We start from the raw sequence: 21,233 nt of genomic DNA on the forward strand, positions 1-21,233 counted from the left end.
AAAAATTGCCCTTCGCGTAGCATCATGGTGGAAACAGGTACCCGTTTGTGGATAATTGAACAACAAATCAAGGAGGAATGCTTTCAGGCTTCCGTTTCAAATTCGACCTTCCGGTAGATTTGCATCATCGTAATTGTGAGCTGGAGGGAGGACGTAGGAGGAGCGCTGTTTCAAGACTTGCCTTTCGCCAGAAAAACAACCTGGTCATAAATGGACGTCATGGGAAGGTCAAATCCAATCGATGTCAAGTGGATGACCTCTGAAAGATCATCATAAGACTGGAATGACCAAATTCCGGAAGGTTGTTTCCTAAGAACCTCCACGTGCGGCTCTGCTTGTTCGATCAACATATATTCCTGCAAATTCGGTACGTGTTTGTATCGGTTGAATTTGCCACCTCGATCATAGGTTCCACTTGAGGGAGACAAGACTTCAATGATCAGAATCGCATTCGTATTGAGATTTTGATTCTGGCTTGAGGGTGTCTCCTCACCGCATACGACGTGAACATCAGGCATGACCACGGAAGACGTTGCATCAATTGCAAGTGTTGCATCAGGTCCATAGACGCGACACCCTTTGGATTTCGCGAACCCACGGAGTTCACCGCTGACATTCACACCAATTAAGCTGTGCACATTGGTCCCCCCTGCCATATCAAAAATGACTCCTTGATAGTATTCGGCCCTACCCTCGATGGAATCCAAATAGGTCAGGTAATCCTGAACGGTGACTTTTTCTCCGACACCCATGGTTCGTTGCCTGCAATTTTAAGGTTTGATGGCGATATCCGGATTCGGATCAAACTTGACCTTTGCGTAGATGCTGCTCAAGGGAATATCGATGTCGAGTGAGGCAAGGTGGATAACTTCCTCCATACCCGAATAGGATTGAAACAGCCAAAAACCAGTATCCGAACGTCGCAAAACGTCCACTTGGGGTTGAAACTGATCGATGAGGACGTATTCTTGAAGTGTCGGAATCTTCATGTAGATATGAAATTTGCCCCCGCGATCGTGCAAGCCTGTCGATGGTGAGAGCACTTCTACAACGACGATCGCATTCGTATGAATTTTGCTGTTTTGATTGGAGTATTTCTCATCGCCACAGACCACATGGACATCCGGCATCACGATAGCGTTTGCTGCATCGATCGCCAAATTTGCGTCGGCACCATATACTGAGCAATCTTTGTGGGAAAGCGCAGAGAGTAACGCAGAACTGCAATTCACACCAATCTTACTGTGATTGTTGGATCCCCCAGCCATATCAAAAATTTGCCCGTCATAGAATTCTGCCCGACCTTCAATGGAATCCAAATAGATCAGATAGTCATTCGCTGATACCCTCAAGTTTTTCTCTGCAGCATTCATTGGATAAAGATACGCAGAATTTGAAAGCAGGCAAAGCTAGGCTCAAGGTCGGTTTCGATCGTGTCGGGTTGTCTCACCTACTCATTGGTCACTCGGAAGCATACTACCTTCGGATTGGCCAAAACCCAAATCCACCCCCATTCCACCCAATCCCGAAATTTTTAAAACATTCACCTTCCTTCAGAGTTAAAGATTCGTATTTTTGCCCTTAATTAGAATGAGTCTAAATAAGAAATTGGTGGAATGAGTGAGAACCTCAAAGTGATCGAAGACATTGCCGGACAGGAGTACGCCTACGGCTTTGTGACTGATATTGAGAGCGATAGGGCCCCAAAAGGGCTGAATGAGGACATCGTCAGGCTCATTTCAAGCAAGAAAAATGAACCCGAATGGCTCCTGAATTGGCGTTTGCGGGCTTTTCGGCACTGGCTCACGATGAAGGAACCCCACTGGCAAAATGTTCAGTATCCGCCCATCGATTATCAGGATATCACCTATTACGCCGCGCCGAAGCAGAAGCCCAAGCTCAACAGCCTCGACGAAGTCGATCCTGAATTGCTGAAGACCTTCGCCAAGCTCGGCATCTCCATCGAAGAGCAGAAAGTACTCTCCGGCGTCGCTGTGGATATCGTATGGGACAGCACATCGGTCGTCACTACCTTCAAGGAGAAGTTGAAAACGCTCGGGGTGATCTTCATGAGCTTCGGTGAGGCCGTGCATGAGCATCCCGAACTGATCCAAAAGTACCTCGGCGCCGTGGTGCCATACAACGACAATTACTTTGCAGCCCTCAATTCGGCGGTTTTCAGCGATGGATCGTTTGTCTTCATCCCCAAAGGCGTGCGTTGCCCGATGGAATTATCGACCTATTTCCGCATCAATGAAAGCAATACCGGTCAATTTGAACGCACCCTGATCATCGCCGAGGAAGGCAGCTACGTGAGTTACCTCGAAGGTTGCACCGCCCCCAAACGCGATGAAAATCAGCTGCATGCAGCCGTCGTCGAACTCATCACGCTCGACAATGCGGAAATCAAGTATTCGACGGTGCAGAATTGGTACCCAGGCGACAAAGAGGGCAAGGGCGGCATCTACAACTTCGTCACCAAACGCGGCAATTGCCTCGGGAAAAATTCGAAAATCTCCTGGACGCAGGTCGAAACGGGTAGCGCCATCACTTGGAAATACCCAAGTTGTTACCTCACCGGCGACAATTCCGTCGGCGAATTTTACAGCGTCGCCCTGACCAATATGCATCAGCAGGCCGACACGGGAACCAAAATGGTCCACATCGGCAAAAACACACGCAGCACGATCATCAGCAAGGGGATTTCGGCAGGAAAGAGCCAAAACTCCTACCGCGGATTGGTCAAAATCTTGAAGTCAGCCGAAGGCGCGCGGAACTTTTCCCAATGCGATTCGCTGCTGCTCGGGGACAAATGCGGCGCGCACACCTTTCCTTATATAGAGGTTGCCAATCCGACAGGGCAGGTCGAGCACGAAGCCACGACGTCCAAAATCGGGGAGGATCAGATTTTTTACTGCCAACAGCGCGGCATCGATCAGGAAAAAGCCATCAGCTTGATTGTGAATGGCTTTTCGAATGCCGTTCTCAAGAATCTTCCGATGGAATTCGCAGTCGAAGCAAGGAAGCTGTTGGCCATCAGTTTGGAAGGAAGCGTTGGTTAAGTGAAAAGTGATTAGTGAAAAGTGAAAAATGAAGGGTTAGTAGTTAGCAAGTAGCAGTTAGCAGTGGTCACACGAAAACGTTTCCACTCGTCAACTGCTAAATGCTAACCGCTAACTGCTAACTGAAAAGATATGTTAGAGATCAAGGATTTACGTGTAAAGGTCGAGGACAAGGAAATCTTGAAAGGGATCAATTTGTCGGTGAAGGCCGGTGAAGTGCATGCGATCATGGGGCCGAATGGTTCCGGCAAGAGCACCTTGGCTTCCGTTTTGGCAGGCCGCGAGGAATATGAAGTGACCGACGGTTCGGTGACTTTTGACGGCAAGGATTTGCTGGAATTGAATGCAGAGGAGCGCGCTTGGGCGGGTATCTTTCTTGCATTTCAGTATCCGGTTGAGATTCCGGGCATCACCACGATTACCTTTTTGAAAACCGCTTTGGAGGAGATTCGCAAGGCGCGCGGCTTGGATCCGATGTCGGCCAAGGAATTTTTGACGCGCATGCGGGAAAAAGCCAACCTCGTCGAAATCGATCCCAAGCTCATTCAGGAGCGTTCGGTGAATGAAGGTTTTTCCGGCGGCGAAAAGAAGCGGAACGAGATTTTCCAGATGGCGATGCTTGAACCGAAGTTGGCCTTGCTCGACGAGACCGATTCCGGACTCGACATTGACGCCTTGCGCATCGTCGCAAACGGTGTGAACAAGCTGAAGAATGCCGACAACGCCGTGATCGTCGTGACGCACTATCAGCGTTTGCTCGATTACATCGTGCCCGACTTTGTGCACGTGTTGTACAACGGCCGCATCGTGAAGTCCGGCACCAAGGAACTCGCCTTCGAATTGGAGGAAAAAGGCTACGATTGGATCAAGGCCGAGGTCGATGGCGTCCCAACAGTATAAAATCGCATGACGAATACCTTAGAAATAGCTGCGGAAGTCAGGGCTTGGGCCTCCAACTACGAAATGCTGAAGAGCTTTTCCACGGGATTGCCGGCCTCCGTTGTAGCTACCCGCGACGCAGCCATGCAAACGTTTGTAAGGTTGGGCTTTCCGACCACGAAGCACGAGGAATGGAAATACACGAGCCTGCGCCGATTGGTCGAAGGCAATTTTGCTCCAGCCTTCCGCTTGCCTCAAACAGGCATTGACAACTCGGTGGACTACTTCTACGATGTCGTATTGCCGCATGGTTTTGGCAGCAACGTCGTCGTTTTGGTGAATGGTCATTTTGATCCGAATTTGTCACGTTTGCAAGCGGGTGCAATTCGGGTAGGTAGCCTGAAGGTGGCCCTCGAGAACGGCGATGCAGGCGTTTTGGAGCATTATTCCAAGATCGCTTCCTTCGAAAATCACGCCTTGGTGGCGCTCAACACGGCCATTGCTGCCGATGGCTATTACCTGCACATTCCTAGGAACACCCAATTCGCTGAACCGATCAACGTCATTCATCTTGGCGTAGGGGAAGGCGTTGCGGCCAATTCCAGAACGCTGATTTTGGTCGATGATTTATCGGAAGCCAATGTCATCGAAACATGGTACAATTGGAATGCAGCGCCCATTTGGGAGAACCATGTATCGGAAATCTCCGTCGGAGCAGGTGCGAAATTCGAATTGTGCAGCATTCAAAACGAAATCGAGGAAACCTATTCGCTGACGAGCTTCACCCAAGTGGTTCAAGGCAAGAACAGCCATTTCACCTCGGTCGTGATGAGTTCGCAAGGAGGGATCGTCCGCAACGATTTGCAGGTGCGGCATGAAGGCACGGGTTGCGAAACCCACCTCAATGGCTTGACCCTGCTCGATGGCAATACGCATGTCGATCACCATACTTTGGTGGACCATGCGATGCCGCATTGCTACAGCAACGAAAACTACAAGACTGTGTTGGACGGCAGAAGCACCGCGGTCTTCAACGGCAAAGTGATGGTGCGTCCGGATGCACAGAAAACCAACGCCTTTCAGAGCAACAAAACCTTGCTGCTTTCCGAAGGCGCCTCTGTGCAAACCAAGCCACAACTTGAAATTTTTGCCGACGACGTCAAATGTTCGCATGGCGCGACAACAGGCCGTCTCGATGAAACCGCGCTTTTTTACATGCGCAGCCGCGGCCTGTCTGCGCCCAAGGCCAAGGCCTTGTTGACCTACGCCTTCGGCGCCGAAGTTCTTGAAAAGATTTCGACGGTGGCGCTCAAGGATACCTTGGAAACCTATTTGATGCAACGATTGGGAGGCGAATGAACATGGCAACCACTGTCGCATCTCCGGAAACCGTGCTTCCCTTCGAATTGGCAAGGGTGAGGGCAGATTTTCCGATTCTGCAAACGACTGCCTACGGCAAGCCGTTGGTTTATCTCGACAATGCTGCGACGGCCCAAAAGCCGCAGGCGGTCATCGATGCGACGAGCGATTACTATGCGCATTCAAATGCCAATGTCCATCGCGGCGTGCACTATCTGAGCGATCAAGCGACACGGCTGTACGAAGGTGCACGTGACCAGATTTGCACCTATATCAATGCCATTCACCGCAGTCAGGTGGTTTTCACCAAAGGCACCACAGACAGCATCAATCTCGTAGCGCATAGTTTCGGAGAAAAGCTGAAACCGGGCGATGAAGTGCTGATTTCCGGGATGGAACACCACGCCAACATCGTGCCTTGGCACCTGCTGGCCGCGCGTTCCGGAATCAAGGTGAAGGCCATTCCACTGACGGATAGCGGAGAATTGGACTTGGAAGCAATTCCGGCATTGCTCAATGAGCGCACCAAATTGCTCGCGCTCAGCCATGTGTCCAATGCGCTCGGGACGATCAATCCCGTGAAGGAAATCATCAAAATGGCACATGCGCAGGGCATTCCCGTGCTGCTCGACGGCGCACAGGCGGTCCCGCACATGCGCGTGGACATGGAAGATCTTGATGTGGACTTCTATGCATTTTCCGGCCATAAGTTGTTTGGCCCGACGGGAACAGGTGTCCTGTATGGCAAGGACAAATGGTTGATGGACATGCGACCTTACCAAGGTGGGGGAGACATGATCGACCGCGTGACCTTGGATTATTTCACCTGGAACGATCCCCCGCACCGGTTTGAACCGGGCACACCCAATATTGCCGGCTTTGCGGGTTTGGGTGCGGCGATTGCGTACCTCAATCAGATGGATCATGTAGGTGCACTGGCCCACGAGCAGCATTTGTTGGAATTGGCAACGGCGAAGCTGTTGGAGATTCCAGGCTTGCGGATCATTGGCACAGCCCCCGAAAAAGTGGCCGTCGTGAGTTTCGTCATCGATGGCATTCACCCCAGTGATGTGGGTACCTTGCTCGACCACCGCGGTATCGCCGTTCGGACTGGACATCACTGCGCCCAACCTATTATGGACCGCTACGGGGTTCCTGCCACAACGCGGGCCTCCTTTGCATTTTACAATACTGAAGCCGAAATCGACGTCTTGATTGCCGGCCTCCACAAAGTGATCAAGATGTTTCAATGATGGAAACGACGATGCAGCAGATCGATCCCGAATTGGTGCTGGACTTGGAAAATCGCGTCATGGACGTGCTCAAGAGCATTTATGACCCCGAGATTCCGGTCAATATTTATGAGTTGGGCCTCATTTACGAAGTCGCAGTCACGCCTTTCGCAGACGTGCACATTCGCATGACGCTCACATCCCCCAATTGCCCGGTCGCAGGCAGCCTTCCCGGAGAAATCCAGGCCAAGGTCGAATGCATCCCGGAAGTCAACCATTGCGAAGTCGAAATCACATTCGATCCGCCGTGGGAGCAAAGCATGATGAGCGAAGAAGCCAAGCTTGAGCTTGGGATGATGTAAAATTGAGAATTGAGAATTGAGAATTGAGAATGTCGGTTAGACTTATGCAAGGGAGAGAAAACATATTGCATGAGAAGACGATGAACTTTGCAATTCGCATTGTGAAGATGTATCAGTTCCTTGGAGAAAAGAAAAAAGAGTACATCATGTCCAAGCAGCTTTTGCGAAGTGGCACCTCCATTGGAGCACTCGTAAGAGAATCTCAGCATGGTGAAAGTACAGCAGATTTTGTACACAAGCTTTCGATTGCACTTAAGGAAGCAAATGAGACAGCTTATTGGATCGAGTTGTTGTTAAGGTCCGCATACATTGATATGGAGATGTTTGCAAGCATCAATGATGACTGCCAAGAAATCGTAAGCCTTTTGGTCAAGATAATCAAGTCCACGAAGGAGAAGATGAAATGAAGGTCGAGAATCTAGATAGGGAAGTAGTGCGAGGATCGATTGGCCCTCAATTCTCAATTCTCAATTCTCAATCAATCGAGTTAAATTTGTAAACAAGAAACAAGAAAGATATGTATCCTCCAGAATTAGTAAAACCAATGCGCGAGGAGCTGAGCTCCAAGGGCTTTCAAGAGCTGCACACGGCTGACGAAGTTGATGCAGTCATGCACGACACGCAAGGAACCGTGTTGGTGATCGTGAACAGCGTCTGCGGTTGTGCTGCCGGTGCAGCGCGTCCAGGTATCGTGAAGGCCGTGACGTCTTCGGCGAAATTGCCAACGCATCTCACGACCGTTTTTGCGGGTGTGGACCGCGAGGCGACTGACAAGGCTAGGGCCTATATGGCACCTTATCCGCCATCGTCTCCTGCAATTGCACTCTTCAAAGATGGCAACCTCGTTCACATGATTGAGCGTCGCCACATCGAAGGCCGCAGTGCAGACATGATTGCCGGCAACTTGTTGGCGGCATTTGAAGAGCACTGCTGAGACGATATCCGCGAAAAATGGGATGCTTCGTCAAGCTGCGATGCATCCCATTTTTATGACTTTGCAGATCATTCCCATCCTTGAAAGCACTCAAAACATACGTTTTCCATGGTTGATGCCATTGTTCCCTTGTTGTCTTTGATCGCCTTGGAGGTGATTCTGGGCATAGACAATATTGTCTTCATTTCTGTCTTGGCAGACAGATTGCCTGAAAATCAACGAGGTAGACTTCGTTTTTGGGGACTTGGACTTGCCATGGTCATGCGCTTGGTACTCCTTGCCTTTCTCTCTTGGATCCTTCACTTGGACAAAAAGCTCTTTGTTTTGTTCGACGTCGAATTCACCGGAAAGGGATTGATTCTGATCGCCGGGGGATTGTTTTTAATTTACAAAAGCGCCAAGGAAATCTACAAAAAGACAGAAACGGAGGAGCATGGGCCTCACGTTCCAGCCAAGAGTGGCTTCAGCCGAATGTTATCCGAGGTCATTTTGCTCGATTTGGTATTTTCCATCGATTCGATCATTACTGCGGTTGGCATGGTGCAAGAACTTTGGGTCATGTACACGGCAGTGATTGTGACCGTGTTGATCATGTTGGTGGCGGCAAAGCCGATCAGCAATTTTATCAGCAAGCATCCTTCGTTCAAGATCTTGGCGCTTTGCTTTTTGATGATGATCGGGGTCTCCTTGCTTGCCGAAGGCTTCCATTTTGAGATTCCCAAAGGCTATATCTACTTCTCGATGGCCTTCGCTTTTTTGGTAGACATCATTCAGATGCGGGTTTTGAAGCCAAAGGAAGAGAAATCATAATGCACGCTAGCGAATGGGAATCCAGAAATCACCCCGCCACCGGGCTTTTTTGAAGGGTGTATTTCTATCCCTATTGCTCTGTTACGGCCTTTTGGTAACTTATTGGATGCTATTCGGGTTTGGGCGCCAAGTAGTAGATGCGCCAAAATACAACCTGGTTCCATTCGCATCGATCAAGCTTTTTTTGAAAATGTATGCCAATCATCCTTGGGCTGCTGCCGTGAATCTTGCTGGCAACATCGTGATTTTTGTGCCATTTGGAGTTCTTATTCCTTTGGTATTCGGTGGCGGATGGGGGAGAATGCTGGTTTTGTTTGTAAGCGCCATCGTCATCCTGGAATGCAGCCAATTGTTGCTTCACCGCGGGAGTCTGGATGTCGATGATTTATTGTTGAATGTTTTGGGAGCAATGATGGGATATGGATGTCTGAGAATTTTCAAGGGTATTCGCATCCAAAGACCTTCAAAATCGCTGCAAGGCCCCTTTTGAAAAATGGAAGTCACAAAACTCAAAGAATTCACCGGTCATACCGCGGCGATTTACAGTCTGAGTCCGTCGACGAAGTCGGGGCATTTCATCAGTTGCGGATCTGAGGGAATCGTTGCCGAATGGAATCTGGAGACGGGGGAAGGCAAAGCCATCGTGCAGGCGCCGGGCGCAGTGTTTTCGGTATTGCTGATCGCCGAAAGGGATTTGCTCTTGCTGGGTTTGCAGTCGGGAGACTTGGTGTTTGTCGATCTGCGGAACGGGGAAACGATCAAACGGGTGCAACTGCACAAAAAGTCGATTTTCGATCTCTTGCTGTTGCCCGACGGTCAGCATGTTCTCGCATCCGGCGAAGACGGCGCGATTTCCGTTTGGAACCTGGAACGTTTGGATCATCTTCATTATCAACGCATTTCTGTAAAAAGTGTCCGCACGCTTGCCTATGATGCAAGCACGCAACGCCTGTACGCGGGGGCAAGCGATCAAACAATCCGTGAATTGGACCTCGGATTGAATGAGCTGAAGCATTGGCGGGCCCATGAAAAGTCCATTTTCAGGCTCTTGGTCGGGGAGGGGGGCAAGTTGTATTCCACTGGGTTGGATGCGCACATCACGCTGTGGAGTATTCACCAATCGGATTCGAATCCAGAAAGGATGATTTCCGTTCCTGCCCACAACTTCGCAGTCAATGACTTGATTCAAGGTCCGGACGGCATGCTCATCAGTGGCAGCATGGACAAAAGCATCAAATTCTGGAACCCCAATTCGCTGGAATTGCTCAAGGTCGTGAATTTTGAAAAGAACCAATGCCACTGGAACGGCGTCAACCGCCTGCTTTGGTTGGAAAACAGCCTCCTTTCCTGCAGCGATGACCGCAAAATCATGCAATGGGAGGTTAAGTGGAAAATTAACTGAGTTAGCAGTTAGAAAGTAGCAGTTAGCAGTTCCAATGGCGCTAAAGGCGACATTCAAAACTGCTAACTACTAACTGCTAACTGCCACCCGTATCCCCGCAGCCTCACTGTTTTTTTGCGGCAAAGCCGCAAAAAAAAATGCCCCTTACCTGAGGTAAAGGGCACTCCTGCTAAGGAGAACAATTCCAAGGAAAGAACGCTGTAAACTACAAGCGAACTGTTCCAAATCCCGTGCCAAACTCGCTTTGCTGGAATGGGCAAAGAAAAAGCCCCTACTGGATTGGTTTCACTTTAGAGGTGATTCTTTTCACGGCAAGGGCTAGAATAAAGTACGGTGCCAATCTCAATAGGATTGTAAATCAGGTGATTCCATGGTTCGTGCGTTGCCAAAGGGAACGGATTCTGCATTCGTCCAGATAACTCACAGCCAATCTTCTGCCGGAGCGCAAAACGGCAACCGAGGCGCCTTCAAACTTCCCGAAGCCCACAACTTGCTGTGCTTGCACCAGAATGCATCCATGTGTCAGCACAAAATTATTCCCGCGCAACAGCCCGCGAATCCGTTGCATGGTTGTCGGTGAATTCAACTTTTTGCCATTCGCCAGGTTGAGAATGCGTTGATCACCAGTGTCCTCAACCCAGGCGATTTCCCCAACCGGGATGAGTACCACGCCAGAAGCGGTAGGGAGGAAGATTTGAGAAAGCCTCACCTGAAGGTCAGAATCAAACTTTTCCTTGAAGAGTCTTTGGATTCCGTGTTGTTGCCGTTTGAAAATCGACGAAAGTAGGGCAAGATGCAATTCATTTGACTTCAAGGGTTTGCGTAAATGCAACGCGACATCAAACCGGATCGACTTCACCCTGCCACTGTCAGAGGACGAAACTACAATCTTCTCATAAGTAACATCCTTAGTGTCTTCAAATACCCGAAATCCTTGCCCGTTTTCAATGTCGACATCGACGATCACAAGTTCGGGAACAAGAAATTTGATGGCAGATACTGCATCCTTCACAGAATAAACCCGCCTAAAGCGGCTGCGGTTGGCAGAATCCTCAAAGTCAGGTATTCTGTTTTTGCCCTCCTTGGCGGATTGCACGATCAAAACCTCCATAGCCAGAATAAATTAAAGCGAAACTGATCTCTCTCTTGACAATACCAATCTGCATGATAAATTCGTCAGTTCCATGACAATATCTTCCTAAAAGTAACATCGTAAAAATTTAATATTCACCTAAATCAAACCGCATACGAGCCAATTCCTGACTCCCTGCGCTTCTAAGCCAGTTCATTCGCCAATGGACGGTAACAACGGCTCCCGAAAATTCAAAATGCGACGTTCATCGCCAACTCTCATCTCTCAACTCTCCACTCTCAACTTTCCACAAAACAGCCCATTGCTGATTACTCCGCTCCCTCAACCCAAGACCTTCATTTTCATTCTCCATTCTTCATTCTCCATTCTCCATTAATCACTACCTTTGCACACCCAAAATCAATGGCATCGCTATGAGCATCGCAAAGACGTACAATCCCGCCGAGCGCGAGGAAAAATGGTATCAATACTGGGAAAACAGCGGATTTTTCAAATCCGTTCCCGACGAACGTGAGCCCTATACCATCGTCATTCCTCCGCCGAATGTCACGGGAATGCTCCACATGGGGCATATGCTCAACAATACGATCCAAGACATTCTCATCCGTCGCAAGCGCATGGAAGGCTACAACGCCTGCTGGGTGCCCGGCACCGACCATGCCTCGATCGCCACGGAAGCCAAAGTTGTGCGCCTCTTGCGCGACCAAGGCATCAAAAAATCCGACCTGACCCGCGACGAATTCCTCGCGCATGCCTTCGAATGGAAGGAAAAATATAGCGGTATCATCTTGCAGCAGCTCCGCAAGCTCGGTTGCAGCTGTGATTGGGACCGCACGCGTTTTACCATGGATGCCGATTACTACAAGGCGGTGATCATGGTATTCTGCGACCTGTACGAAAAAGGCTACATCTACCGTGCCCTTCGCATGGTCAATTGGGATCCCGTGGGATTGACCGCCTTGAGCGACGAAGAGGTCATCTACAAGGAAAAGCAAGGGCGTCTCTTCCAAGTGCGGTACAAGATCGAAGGCACTAAAAATGAATATGTAACGATCGCCACGACGCGTCCGGAGACGATTTTGGGAGACTCTGCCATCTCCGTGAACCCCAAGGACATGCGCTACATGCACCTCGTGGGCAAGCGCGCGATTGTCCCATTGATTGGACGGTCGATCCCCATCATTGCCGACGATTACGTGACAATGGACTTCGGTACAGGCTGCCTCAAGGTGACCCCGGCACATGACCCGAATGACTACATGATCGGGCAGCGCCACAACCTGGAAATCATCGACGTCCTCAATCCGAACGGCACCATGAGCGAGGCGGCGCAATTGTATATCGGCGAAGACCGCTTTGAAGTGCGCAAGAAGATCGTGAAAGACCTCGAAGCAGCAGGCCACATGGTCAAAATCGAGGATTACACGAATACAGTCGGCCATAGCGAGCGCACGGATGCCGTGATCGAGCCACGCCTGTCGCTGCAATGGTGGGTAGACATGAAGGATTTGGCCAAGCCCGCGCTTGATGCCGTGATGGATGACAGCGTGAATTTGATTCCTTCGAAGTTCAAAAGCACCTACCACCACTGGATGGCGAATGTCAAGGACTGGTGCATTTCCCGTCAACTCTGGTGGGGACAGCAGATTCCTGCGTATTATTTGAAGTATGAAATGGGGCTTCCCGAGGAGCAGCGCCAATATTTTGTGGATGTCACGCCGGAAGGCGCGCTTGCAAAGGCATGCGCGAAGACGGGCCTCACACTCACGATCGACGACTTGCATCAAGATCCCGACGTGCTTGACACTTGGTTTTCGAGCTGGTTGTGGCCATTTCAGGTGTTCCGCAGCTTGACTGAGCCGGGCAATCCCGACGCAACCTATTATTATCCGACCAACGACTTGGTGACCGGCCCCGACATCCTCTTTTTCTGGGTGGCAAGGATGGTCATGGCTGGCTTCGAATACGAGGGCAAAAAGCCCTTCAACAACGTGTACCTCACAGGCTTGATCCGAGACCGGAACAACCGCAAGATGAGCAAGAGCCTTGGAAATTCTCCGGATCCGCTTGATTTGATCACCATGTACAGCGCCGACGGCGTGCGTGTGGGCGTCATGATGAGTTCGCCGGCAGGAGGGGACCTCATTTTTGATACGCCGCTCGATTTGACCAAGGAGGCGCTTGATTCCAAGCTGTGTGAGCAAGGCAGCAAGTTTCGCAACAAGATCTGGAATGCCTACTGTTTGGTGAGCCTTTGGACGGTTGATCCGGAAAAAGAACCCACCGAACTCGATAAGATTGCGACGGCTTGGATGCGCCGCAAAATCAATGCTGCCGCAGCGGAGATTGCCGATCATTTCGAGAAATTGCGTATTTCCGATGCCTTGCGGACGGTTTACGGCTTGGTTTGGGACGACTTCTGTTCTTGGTTCCTGGAAATGATGAAGACCGGCCGCGACGAGACGATGAGTGCCAAATCTTATGAATTGGTGATTGATCTCTTCGAATCCGTGTTGCAATTGGCACATCCCTTCGTGCCGTTTATCACGGAGGAAATCTGGCAAAGCCTCCGCGAACGCAAAGACGGCGAAAGCATCATGCTCACACAGATTCCCGAGCCGATCGTGGTGGGCGACGATTTTGACGCCCTCTCCAACTTCGAATTGATCAAGGAGACGGTGACGGCGATCCGCGCATTCCGCGGCGAAAAAGGGCTGAGCTACAAAGATCAGATCGATCTTTACATCAATACGCAATCACCAGAAATTTTCAATGCCAACAAGCCGGTGCTCGAGAAGTTCTTGGCTACAAGCAGCATTCAGTTCACCGACAAAGCGCCTGCCGGCAGCGGAAGCCTCCGTGTTTTGACCACTGAATTCTACATCCCGCTTCAAAACATCGATGTCGACGCCGAGAAGGCAAGACTTGAGAAGGAAATCGCCTACATGGAGGGATTTGTGCAAAGCATCGACAAGAAACTCAGCAACGAGAAATTTGTCAGCAATGCCAAACCCGAGGTTGTCGAATCCGAACGCAAAAAGAAAGCCGACGGCGAAGCAACGCTAAAGCTCCTCCGCGAGTCCCTCGCAGGGCTTTAAGTGAAAAGTGAAAAGTGAATAGTGAAAAGTGCCAAGATTCTGATTCTCGGCACTTTTTCTTTTCACTTTTCACTTTTCACTTCCGTCCGGCACTTTTCACTTATAGTTTTTCACTTTTCACTTTTCACTTCTCGTCCGCTGTTGGGCCGTACATTCCGGGTACGGGAACGTCGAGCAGACGCAGGTACACGGACAGCTGCCCGCGGTGGTGGACCGTGTGGTTCAAGACAAATTCGCGCAGAACATCCTTTTTCGGTTTGGTGAAGAAAATCTGCTCCCCATTGCGCATTGTCCAGCCGGTGTCGAGGATTTCGTCGGATGTCGCTTCAAGGACAGCTTTGGCAGCTGCATGTCGCTGATCGGCAAAAGCCAGCAGTTCCTCCAGACTTTCGACAGGTTTGCTCCGTTCCATCGGCTTCGCGAAGTCCAATTCGTCCTGCAGCAGCGTGATAGACACCCACAAGGGCAGATTCGCGACGTGTTGTGCCAAGGCCGCCAAGGTCGATGACTTTTCGTGGGGCTTCCAGGTGGCGTGGTCGAAGGGTACGCGCTCCAGCATTTTGCGTGTTTTTGCTGCTTCGGCAACGAACTCGCTCAAAAAAGTTTCTTTCTGATTCATCATCAATTCTTTTGGATTGAGCGAGGAAGTTAATGCTTTTTTTTCGTGACAAGTGCCGAATCTAAGTTCCCAAGGCACCTTTTTTGCCTGCCCTACCCATCGAATGAAACAAGCCGTGAATCAGAAAAAGCGGTATTTTCGCAGCCTTAAAATCGTAGAATGAAAATGCGCACAGCCCGCGAGGTCGCCGAGACTTATTACAATGCTTTCAACTTGGGGGACTATCCCAAAATGCTTTCCCTTGTCGCAGAGGATGTCAGGCACGAACCTAACCAGGGTCTGCCAAGGATGGGCAAAGCCCTGCTTTCCGAATTTTTGCAATCCAACGACGCAGCCTACAGCGAGCAACTCAGCGACTTTACGTTTTTGGAGGAGGCCAATGGCAGGAAGGTCGCTGCAGATTTTCTCGTTACCGGAATTTACAAACTAGCGGGCGAAGGAATGCCGCCTGCAAACGGACAAGTTTACAAACTCCGCGTCGTTGCAGTGCTCGACGTCCAGGATGGATTGATCACCACGATTCGCACCTACTACAATTTGGAGGAATGGTTGCGCCTCGTTTCCGCCTGAAGGGATTTGACCAATGGAAATCGAATATAAAGCCTTTCAAGGTAAGGCAATCGAATCCCAGTTTGACGCGCTTGCTGCCCTGCGCATCACGGTGTTTCGGGACTATCCCTACCTCTACGAAGGCGACGTTGCCTATGAGCAGGAGTACCTCAAAACCTATTCCAATGCTGAAAGCGCCTTGATGTTCGGCGCATTTTATCGGAATTCTTTGGTAGGCGCCACGACGTGCATTCCTTTGGAGGACGAAACGGAGGACGTCAAAAAGCCTTTTAAAGATGCTGGAATGCGGCTTTCTGAAATTTTTTATTTCGGGGAGAGCATTCTTTTATCCGAATTTCGAGGCCTGGGTATCGGGAATAAGTTCTTTGACGCCCGCGAGGCACATGCTGCGGGTTTCGGGACCTTTCATTCCACCTGTTTTTGTGCCGTTCAGCGGCCCGAAGATCATCCCTTGCGGCCCGACGGCTACCAACCGCTCGACGGTTTCTGGATCAAACGTGGCTACCGCAAGGTGCCAGAACTTGTCAGTCATTTTGAATGGAAAGATGTCGGCGAATCGGAATCCACCGCCAAACCGATGATGTACTGGATGCGAAATTTCTGACTTGCCAACGGTAGGCCAACACGATTACTTTTGCACGGATGCTTCTTCCTTTTGAACCCACCAAACGAAAATGCCCATGAACACCCATTCGATCCGTATTGCTTCCGCGAGCTATCCCATCACCTCTTTCACAGGCATGGACGCGTGGCATAGGCATACTTCTGATTGGGTCGCCAAGGCCGTCAGTCAAGGTGCGCAGCTCCTGCTTTTTCCAGAATATGGCTCCATGGAGCTCCTGAGCCTGTTTTCATCCGATATACAAGCGGATATCCATGGAAATCTGACAGCTTTGCAGCCCTTGTTGCAGGAATTCGCCATTCGATTTGAAGAACTCGCCATCCAGCACCAAGTGATCATCGTGGCGCCAAGTTTGCCCGTGGCTGAGAACGGAAAATTCATCAACCGTGCTTTTGTTTTCGGGAAAAATGGGCTTGCTGGCTGGCAAGACAAGTTTTTTATGACACGCTTCGAAGGAGAGGAATGGGGGATTTCGAGTTCGGAGAAGGTGCTGACGTTGTTTGAGGCGGATTGGGGCAGTTTCGGCATTCAGATTTGCTATGACATCGAATTTCCACTCGGAAGTCATCTGCTTTGCGCTGCAGGGGCCGATGTGATCCTTGTCCCAAGTTGCACGGAAACGCGCAGGGGCGCTACCCGCGTACATGTCGGCGCAAGGGCGCGTGCGCTTGAAAACCAATGTTATGCCGTTGTTTCCCAGACGGTTGGAGAGGCCTCATGGTCGCCGGTTGTGGATGTGAACTTTGGTTACGGAGCGGTATATTCAGCGCCAGATAACGGCTTGCCCGAAGACGGGGTGATCGCGTTGTATCCTGAAAATCAACCCGGATGGTTGATTCAGGAACTGGACATCCAATTGAATCACAAGATTCGCACCGATGGCCAAGTATTGAATTTCCGTGACGGGAAAATGCAACAAATCGGCTTGTTGGAGGGGCAAGTGAGCCTGCGGAAAGTGGTTTTGTAAGCCCAACAAGTTTTGGACGGACTGGGAAAACTTCGAATGGCCATGGATTCGACGTTTTCTCATGGTTTTCCCGCCAAGACCAAACAATTTTCCTATTTTCGCAGGGATGCATTTTCTTCAATACATTCATTGGGATCCAGATCCATCGATCTTTGGATTGCCGTTTCGTTGGTATGGGCTGCTGTTTGCGTCCTCCTTCTTTTTTGGATACATCATCATCAAGCGATTTTTTGCCAAGGAGGGCGTTCCCGAAAATTGGCTGGAGTCGCTGACGATCTATATGGCGATCAGCACCGTAGTCGGTGCGCGGCTTGGACATTGCCTTTTCTACGATCCAGACTATTATCTCGCCCATCCGCTCGAGATTTTGAAAGTCTGGGAAGGTGGATTGGCAAGCCACGGAGCAGCGATCGGCATCATTACCGGACTCTATTTCTGGACGCGCCGTGTGAGCAAACGCAACGTGCTCTGGGTTTTGGACCGCATTGTGATTGTGGTGGCCTTGTCTGGACTTACCATTCGCCTCGGCAACCTGATGAATTCGGAGATTTTGGGCACACCCACCACGGCAAGTTACGGCTTTGTCTTTCCGAGGGCAGATCAGGGCGAATCCTTGCGTGCCAAATGGGAAGGCGAGCAGGTTGATTTGACCTATTTGCCACAAGGTTCGTCCGATGCGCGAAGCTTTGAAGTCTACCGCAGCACCAACGATTCCAACTATACCCGCCTGCCGATCGCACCCTTGGCGTTTCCTCCGGGAAATCCCAAGGAAAGCAATATGGCCAAGTTTCGGGACACTGCGCCGGGCACCAAAGCTGGAATTCACTACGTGAGTGCCGAAAAGGGAACCAAACCGGCCTTGACTGCAGAAAATGGCGACAGCCTCAATCTGCGAACGGCCTTTTTTGAGGATCCGTTTTCGGTTGAGCGCACTGCTTTTGCGGGGCGTTGGGAAGGGGCAAAGGTCCATTTGAAGTTTGATATGCGTGGTCTTTTTCCGGCAAATGTTTCAAGAGGGACCCTTTTGCTGCGCAGCAGCGGCGACGACAATTGGACGGTGATCCACCGGGGTGTCGCTGGCGGGAATTCACGCAAAATGGTGCTTGATACCCTTGATTCGCCAGAAGGAATCCAAAATCCGCATTACAAACTCGTGCTGAAGGAGGATGAGATCTTGCTCGTTGCGCGCCACCCGGCCCAGATTTACGAGGCCGTGGCCTATACCATCATCTTTGTGTTTTTGATGTGGTTTTACTACTACCACGATGGAAAGGTGCCATTGGGGCGCTTCTTCGGCATTTTCTTGATTCTCATTTTCGGAATGCGTATCTTGATTGAGTTTGCAAAAGAGGAGCAAGCAGAATTTATGACAGGGTCGATCTTGACAATGGGGCAGTGGCTGAGCATTCCGTTTGTGTTGCTTGGATTTTTCTTCACCATTTGGTCCTATACCCATCCCAAGTTTCCTGCCCCCATTCCGCCCACTGAAAACAAAGCCAATACATCCGGGAAATGATGCCGCGCATGAAAAGCAACGACCTTCTTGCCTTGAACACCGCGAATAAAAGGGCTTTGCGCCCAAGATTTCGAGGGTCGGACCGATGGACGATGCATGGCTTTTTTTTCAAGTCCTTCATTTGTGGTTTGCTGATGCTGCCCATGCTCGCTATGATTCCCTTGCAAGCGCAGGTGGTCGATGAATTCACGCCGCAAGATACATTTTGGACGGGTGTGGGGGAAGACAGCACGGATTTTGCAGCCCAAAGCTTCTTTGCCAATGTATCCCGCGTCAGGAAGTTCGGGGTCTGGCTCAAGGCTGAATCCGGCACAGGAGCAGTCAAAATCGCGCTTGTCAAGGACAATGGTACGGGTTCGCCTGATCTGAATTTTATCTTGGAGGAAAGCACAGTGCAATTGCCAGATAGTGGCGGTGGCTGGGTTTGGGACAGCACATTTTCAGCGGTAATGTCGGTAGGCGCGAAATATTGGGTGGTCGTGGATGGTTACAACAACCTTCAGGGCACAGGTTATTCCGCAATCGGCAGTGCTGCAACCTTCACCGATACGGGGGAAGCATTTTTTATTTCGGAGAATGGAGGCGCCACTTGGGCCACGAACGGGACGAGGGCAATGGCCATTCAAGTCGAAGGGGACAATTGCTCCTTTGCGCTGACCGTAACGCCACAGCAACCTATGTTATGTCCCGGAACCATGACGCTCGTGAGCGTCCCGTCTGGATACCTTTCTTACGCTTGGAGTGATGGGCAAACCGCAGCTTCGATTTATCTGGCCAATACCGGCCTATATTCGGTGACGGTTGTGGATGCCAACAACTGCGTTTCGACCGCAGCAGCACTGGTTGTTGCGGGCATTCAACCGGTTTCCACCCTCTTTGATTTTTACGAAGGATGCCAAGGAACCCCTGTCGAATTGGTTTTGCCGCCGTTTTATGCACAATACGATTGGTCCACCGGGGCCACGACAAGCCGCGACACCATTGAGAATTCCGGGACCTATTGGGTGGATATGGTGAGCACGACCGGATGTTTTGGAAGCGATACCTTCGAAGTTTTGATGCGGCCATTGCCCAACCCCAACGTGGGGGCTGGCGATAGCCTCTGCGTCGGTGACAGCATCACCATTGACGCCGGCGCGGGATTCAGTGCCTATACCTGGAGCACAGCCGACATTACCCGTGAAGTTACCCTTACCCAGACGACGACCTTGTGGGTGGAAGTTTCCGACAGCTTTGGCTGCCATACGATCTCCGACACAGTTGTCTATGGTTTTTACCCCTATCCGGCCGAACCCGTACTGCAGGAATTGCCAACCGAATTGCATTCTTCGTTTGCAAATTACTATGCTTGGACCTTCAATGGGCAATTGATTCCGGGCGAAACCGGTCAGGACTTGTTCAATCCAGAGCCTGGAACCTATACCGTAATCGTCACCAACGCCTATGGTTGCAGTTTCGAATCCGATCCTTTGACCGTCGTTGCTCCCGTAGAAGGCGATTTTGTAACCGAGGCCTTCTCTCCGAATGGCGATGGGGTGAATGACTTCTTCTACGTCGAAGGTATTTCCCGTTACCCCGAGCTCAGTCTCGTCGTCTTTGACCGCTTTGGAGCCGAAGTCTACCGAACGGAGCATTACAACAACGACTGGTTCGGAACCGGAAAATCGGGGAATAACCTGCCGATGGGAGACTATTTCTACATTCTGGACTTCGGAACTGACCGCGAGACCCTTCATGGAAACGTACTAATCGGCAGATGAACATGAAACGAATCCTCAATGTTGCTTGCCTGCTGTTGCTCACGTTTTCCCTACGGGCGCAAAACGATCCGCAGTACAGCCAATACCTTTTCAATAAGCTGGTCATCAATCCCGCCTACGCGGGCAGCACCGGCGAATTGTCCCTTCGCCTGATGTCACGCTGGCAATGGGTAGGCTTTCAAAATGCCCCCAAAACGCAGACGGCATCTTTTCACATGCCCACTGCCGATTTACGCCATGGCGTCGGCATCAACTTCGTGATGGATCGGTTAGGGCATACGAGAAGTAGGTTATTCAACGTGAACTATGCCTACCGCATTCCAATCGGCTCCGGTCACCTTGGGATTGGATTGAATATGGGTTTCAAACAGTTTTCCTTGTTGCTTGGAGATCTTACCGAGGAAGTTTTTGATCCGGTCTTCGCCTATCAAGATCAGCACCTCATGACGTTTGTCGCTGGCCCAGGCTTGTACTATCAAAACGAATTTTTCTATGCCGGTGCATCGATGCCCAATATCATGCCCGGCAAGCTCGAAAAGATTTACGCCATTCCCGGATCCGTCTCGAAGTTGCCCAAAAGCGTGTACCTCATGGGAGGTGCCGCGATCCCCGTCGGAGAAGCCGTGAAGCTCCGCCCCTCGATGATGCTCCGTGTAACACCGCGATTGCCGATCGGCCTCGACCTCGGCTTGGGCGCGATGTTCAAAGACAGAATCTTCGTCGGGAGCATCTGGAGACCGGGCAATTCCTTGGTGATGCAACTGCAAACCTTTATTACACCAAAGCTTCAATTGGGATACTCTTATGATCTGACTTTGAAGGAAATAGGTCAGTATACTTCGGGTAGTCATGAAGTGATGCTCGGTCTGGATTTGAATGTCCATCGGGCCGACAACGCCTCACCTGTAAGGTTCTAAGGGCTTCACCGATTCTTCTAGCAAAGGAAAA

Annotated in this window: 21 protein-coding genes; 17 read left to right on the top strand and 4 right to left on the bottom strand. The window is 50.6% G+C overall.

Going from position 1 to position 21,233, the window contains the following annotated elements; genetic code table 11:
- Positions 1-170: 170 nt before the first annotated feature.
- On the bottom strand, positions 171-752 hold the full coding sequence (locus IPN95_26100) for a Uma2 family endonuclease (protein ID MBK9452831.1): 582 nt from the start codon (positions 750-752) through the stop codon (positions 171-173).
- Positions 753-770: 18 nt separating this feature from the next.
- A complete protein-coding gene (locus tag IPN95_26105) occupies positions 771-1,373 on the bottom strand; it encodes a Uma2 family endonuclease (protein MBK9452832.1) in 603 nt (200 codons plus the stop codon).
- Positions 1,374-1,616: 243 nt separating this feature from the next.
- Here IPN95_26105 and sufB point away from each other — a divergent pair, with 243 nt between their 5' ends.
- The 10 genes from sufB (at position 1,617) to IPN95_26155 (ending at position 10,040) form a co-directional block, all read left to right on the top strand.
- Positions 1,617-3,062 carry a Fe-S cluster assembly protein SufB gene (gene sufB, locus IPN95_26110; protein MBK9452833.1) on the top strand — a complete coding sequence of 482 codons (1,446 nt, stop codon included), beginning with the start codon at positions 1,617-1,619 and terminating at the stop codon, positions 3,060-3,062.
- Positions 3,063-3,194: 132 nt separating this feature from the next.
- Positions 3,195-3,962, top strand: coding sequence for a Fe-S cluster assembly ATPase SufC (gene sufC, locus IPN95_26115; protein MBK9452834.1), 768 nt, complete (start codon positions 3,195-3,197; stop codon positions 3,960-3,962).
- A 6-nt stretch (positions 3,963-3,968) separates the two neighbouring features.
- Positions 3,969-5,300 (top strand): Fe-S cluster assembly protein SufD, encoded by a 1,332-nt coding sequence (gene sufD / locus IPN95_26120; GenBank protein MBK9452835.1) that lies wholly within the window; start codon positions 3,969-3,971, stop codon positions 5,298-5,300.
- Positions 5,297-6,553 carry a cysteine desulfurase gene (locus tag IPN95_26125; GenBank protein MBK9452836.1) on the top strand — a complete coding sequence of 419 codons (1,257 nt, stop codon included), beginning with the start codon at positions 5,297-5,299 and terminating at the stop codon, positions 6,551-6,553. The genes sufD and IPN95_26125 overlap by 4 nt, the downstream gene beginning before the upstream one ends.
- A gap of 11 nt (positions 6,554-6,564) precedes the next feature.
- Positions 6,565-6,894, top strand: coding sequence for an SUF system Fe-S cluster assembly protein (locus IPN95_26130; GenBank protein MBK9452837.1), 330 nt, complete (start codon positions 6,565-6,567; stop codon positions 6,892-6,894).
- 44 nt (positions 6,895-6,938) lie between these two features.
- Positions 6,939-7,301 carry a four helix bundle protein gene (locus tag IPN95_26135; protein MBK9452838.1) on the top strand — a complete coding sequence of 121 codons (363 nt, stop codon included), beginning with the start codon at positions 6,939-6,941 and terminating at the stop codon, positions 7,299-7,301.
- A 110-nt stretch (positions 7,302-7,411) separates the two neighbouring features.
- The gene (locus IPN95_26140; protein MBK9452839.1) at positions 7,412-7,828 is read left to right on the top strand and encodes a BrxA/BrxB family bacilliredoxin; all 417 of its coding nucleotides are present in this window, start codon (positions 7,412-7,414) and stop codon (positions 7,826-7,828) included.
- Positions 7,829-7,936: 108 nt separating this feature from the next.
- Positions 7,937-8,638 carry a TerC family protein gene (locus IPN95_26145; protein ID MBK9452840.1) on the top strand — a complete coding sequence of 234 codons (702 nt, stop codon included), beginning with the start codon at positions 7,937-7,939 and terminating at the stop codon, positions 8,636-8,638.
- A gap of 106 nt (positions 8,639-8,744) precedes the next feature.
- Positions 8,745-9,128: a VanZ family protein gene (locus IPN95_26150; GenBank protein MBK9452841.1), complete on the top strand. Its 384-nt coding sequence runs from the start codon at positions 8,745-8,747 to the stop codon at positions 9,126-9,128.
- Between the two features lie 3 nt (positions 9,129-9,131).
- The gene (locus tag IPN95_26155) at positions 9,132-10,040 is read left to right on the top strand and encodes a hypothetical protein (protein ID MBK9452842.1); all 909 of its coding nucleotides are present in this window, start codon (positions 9,132-9,134) and stop codon (positions 10,038-10,040) included.
- A 358-nt stretch (positions 10,041-10,398) separates the two neighbouring features.
- Here the strand turns inward: IPN95_26155 and IPN95_26160 are convergent, their stop codons facing one another.
- The gene (locus IPN95_26160) at positions 10,399-11,151 is read right to left on the bottom strand and encodes a hypothetical protein (protein ID MBK9452843.1); all 753 of its coding nucleotides are present in this window, start codon (positions 11,149-11,151) and stop codon (positions 10,399-10,401) included.
- A gap of 395 nt (positions 11,152-11,546) precedes the next feature.
- On the opposite strand from IPN95_26160, the gene IPN95_26165 reads away from it, so the two are divergent.
- On the top strand, positions 11,547-14,231 hold the full coding sequence (locus IPN95_26165; GenBank protein MBK9452844.1) for a valine--tRNA ligase: 2,685 nt from the start codon (positions 11,547-11,549) through the stop codon (positions 14,229-14,231).
- A gap of 124 nt (positions 14,232-14,355) precedes the next feature.
- Here the strand turns inward: IPN95_26165 and IPN95_26170 are convergent, their stop codons facing one another.
- A complete protein-coding gene (locus IPN95_26170; protein MBK9452845.1) occupies positions 14,356-14,850 on the bottom strand; it encodes a DinB family protein in 495 nt (164 codons plus the stop codon).
- Between the two features lie 165 nt (positions 14,851-15,015).
- On the opposite strand from IPN95_26170, the gene IPN95_26175 reads away from it, so the two are divergent.
- The 6 genes from IPN95_26175 to IPN95_26200 all read left to right on the top strand — a co-directional run bounded on the left by IPN95_26175 (position 15,016) and on the right by IPN95_26200 (position 21,202).
- Entirely contained in the window at positions 15,016-15,420 is a 405-nt protein-coding gene (locus IPN95_26175) for a nuclear transport factor 2 family protein (protein ID MBK9452846.1), read from the top strand.
- A 13-nt stretch (positions 15,421-15,433) separates the two neighbouring features.
- The gene (locus IPN95_26180) at positions 15,434-16,024 is read left to right on the top strand and encodes a GNAT family N-acetyltransferase (protein MBK9452847.1); all 591 of its coding nucleotides are present in this window, start codon (positions 15,434-15,436) and stop codon (positions 16,022-16,024) included.
- Between the two features lie 76 nt (positions 16,025-16,100).
- Positions 16,101-17,009 carry a carbon-nitrogen hydrolase family protein gene (locus tag IPN95_26185; GenBank protein ID MBK9452848.1) on the top strand — a complete coding sequence of 303 codons (909 nt, stop codon included), beginning with the start codon at positions 16,101-16,103 and terminating at the stop codon, positions 17,007-17,009.
- 106 nt (positions 17,010-17,115) lie between these two features.
- Positions 17,116-18,525 (top strand): prolipoprotein diacylglyceryl transferase, encoded by a 1,410-nt coding sequence (locus IPN95_26190; protein MBK9452849.1) that lies wholly within the window; start codon positions 17,116-17,118, stop codon positions 18,523-18,525.
- A 143-nt stretch (positions 18,526-18,668) separates the two neighbouring features.
- Positions 18,669-20,285, top strand: coding sequence for a gliding motility-associated C-terminal domain-containing protein (locus IPN95_26195; protein ID MBK9452850.1), 1,617 nt, complete (start codon positions 18,669-18,671; stop codon positions 20,283-20,285).
- 2 nt (positions 20,286-20,287) lie between these two features.
- Entirely contained in the window at positions 20,288-21,202 is a 915-nt protein-coding gene (locus tag IPN95_26200; protein ID MBK9452851.1) for a type IX secretion system membrane protein PorP/SprF, read from the top strand.
- Positions 21,203-21,233 lie beyond the last annotated feature (31 nt).

Source organism: Bacteroidota bacterium (genome assembly GCA_016718825.1).
Classification (GTDB): Bacteria; Bacteroidota; Bacteroidia; order J057; family JADKCL01; genus JADKCL01.

What these genes read in the sequence shown, in the direction of transcription:
- IPN95_26100 (MBK9452831.1), bottom strand. Translation starts at nt 752, where the DNA reads ATGGGTGTCGGAGAAAAAGTCACCGTTCAGGATTACCTGACCTATTTG.
- IPN95_26105 (MBK9452832.1), bottom strand. Translation starts at nt 1,373, where the DNA reads ATGAATGCTGCAGAGAAAAACTTGAGGGTATCAGCGAATGACTATCTG.
- sufB (MBK9452833.1), top strand. Translation starts at nt 1,617, where the DNA reads ATGAGTGAGAACCTCAAAGTGATCGAAGACATTGCCGGACAGGAGTAC.
- sufC (MBK9452834.1), top strand. Translation starts at nt 3,195, where the DNA reads ATGTTAGAGATCAAGGATTTACGTGTAAAGGTCGAGGACAAGGAAATC.
- sufD (MBK9452835.1), top strand. Translation starts at nt 3,969, where the DNA reads ATGACGAATACCTTAGAAATAGCTGCGGAAGTCAGGGCTTGGGCCTCC.
- IPN95_26125 (MBK9452836.1), top strand. Translation starts at nt 5,297, where the DNA reads ATGAACATGGCAACCACTGTCGCATCTCCGGAAACCGTGCTTCCCTTC.
- IPN95_26130 (MBK9452837.1), top strand. Translation starts at nt 6,565, where the DNA reads ATGCAGCAGATCGATCCCGAATTGGTGCTGGACTTGGAAAATCGCGTC.
- IPN95_26135 (MBK9452838.1), top strand. Translation starts at nt 6,939, where the DNA reads ATGCAAGGGAGAGAAAACATATTGCATGAGAAGACGATGAACTTTGCA.
- IPN95_26140 (MBK9452839.1), top strand. Translation starts at nt 7,412, where the DNA reads ATGTATCCTCCAGAATTAGTAAAACCAATGCGCGAGGAGCTGAGCTCC.
- IPN95_26145 (MBK9452840.1), top strand. Translation starts at nt 7,937, where the DNA reads ATGGTTGATGCCATTGTTCCCTTGTTGTCTTTGATCGCCTTGGAGGTG.
- IPN95_26150 (MBK9452841.1), top strand. Translation starts at nt 8,745, where the DNA reads ATGCTATTCGGGTTTGGGCGCCAAGTAGTAGATGCGCCAAAATACAAC.
- IPN95_26155 (MBK9452842.1), top strand. Translation starts at nt 9,132, where the DNA reads ATGGAAGTCACAAAACTCAAAGAATTCACCGGTCATACCGCGGCGATT.
- IPN95_26160 (MBK9452843.1), bottom strand. Translation starts at nt 11,151, where the DNA reads ATGGAGGTTTTGATCGTGCAATCCGCCAAGGAGGGCAAAAACAGAATA.
- IPN95_26165 (MBK9452844.1), top strand. Translation starts at nt 11,547, where the DNA reads ATGAGCATCGCAAAGACGTACAATCCCGCCGAGCGCGAGGAAAAATGG.
- IPN95_26170 (MBK9452845.1), bottom strand. Translation starts at nt 14,850, where the DNA reads ATGAATCAGAAAGAAACTTTTTTGAGCGAGTTCGTTGCCGAAGCAGCA.
- IPN95_26175 (MBK9452846.1), top strand. Translation starts at nt 15,016, where the DNA reads ATGCGCACAGCCCGCGAGGTCGCCGAGACTTATTACAATGCTTTCAAC.
- IPN95_26180 (MBK9452847.1), top strand. Translation starts at nt 15,434, where the DNA reads ATGGAAATCGAATATAAAGCCTTTCAAGGTAAGGCAATCGAATCCCAG.
- IPN95_26185 (MBK9452848.1), top strand. Translation starts at nt 16,101, where the DNA reads ATGAACACCCATTCGATCCGTATTGCTTCCGCGAGCTATCCCATCACC.
- IPN95_26190 (MBK9452849.1), top strand. Translation starts at nt 17,116, where the DNA reads ATGCATTTTCTTCAATACATTCATTGGGATCCAGATCCATCGATCTTT.
- IPN95_26195 (MBK9452850.1), top strand. Translation starts at nt 18,669, where the DNA reads ATGCTCGCTATGATTCCCTTGCAAGCGCAGGTGGTCGATGAATTCACG.
- IPN95_26200 (MBK9452851.1), top strand. Translation starts at nt 20,288, where the DNA reads ATGAAACGAATCCTCAATGTTGCTTGCCTGCTGTTGCTCACGTTTTCC.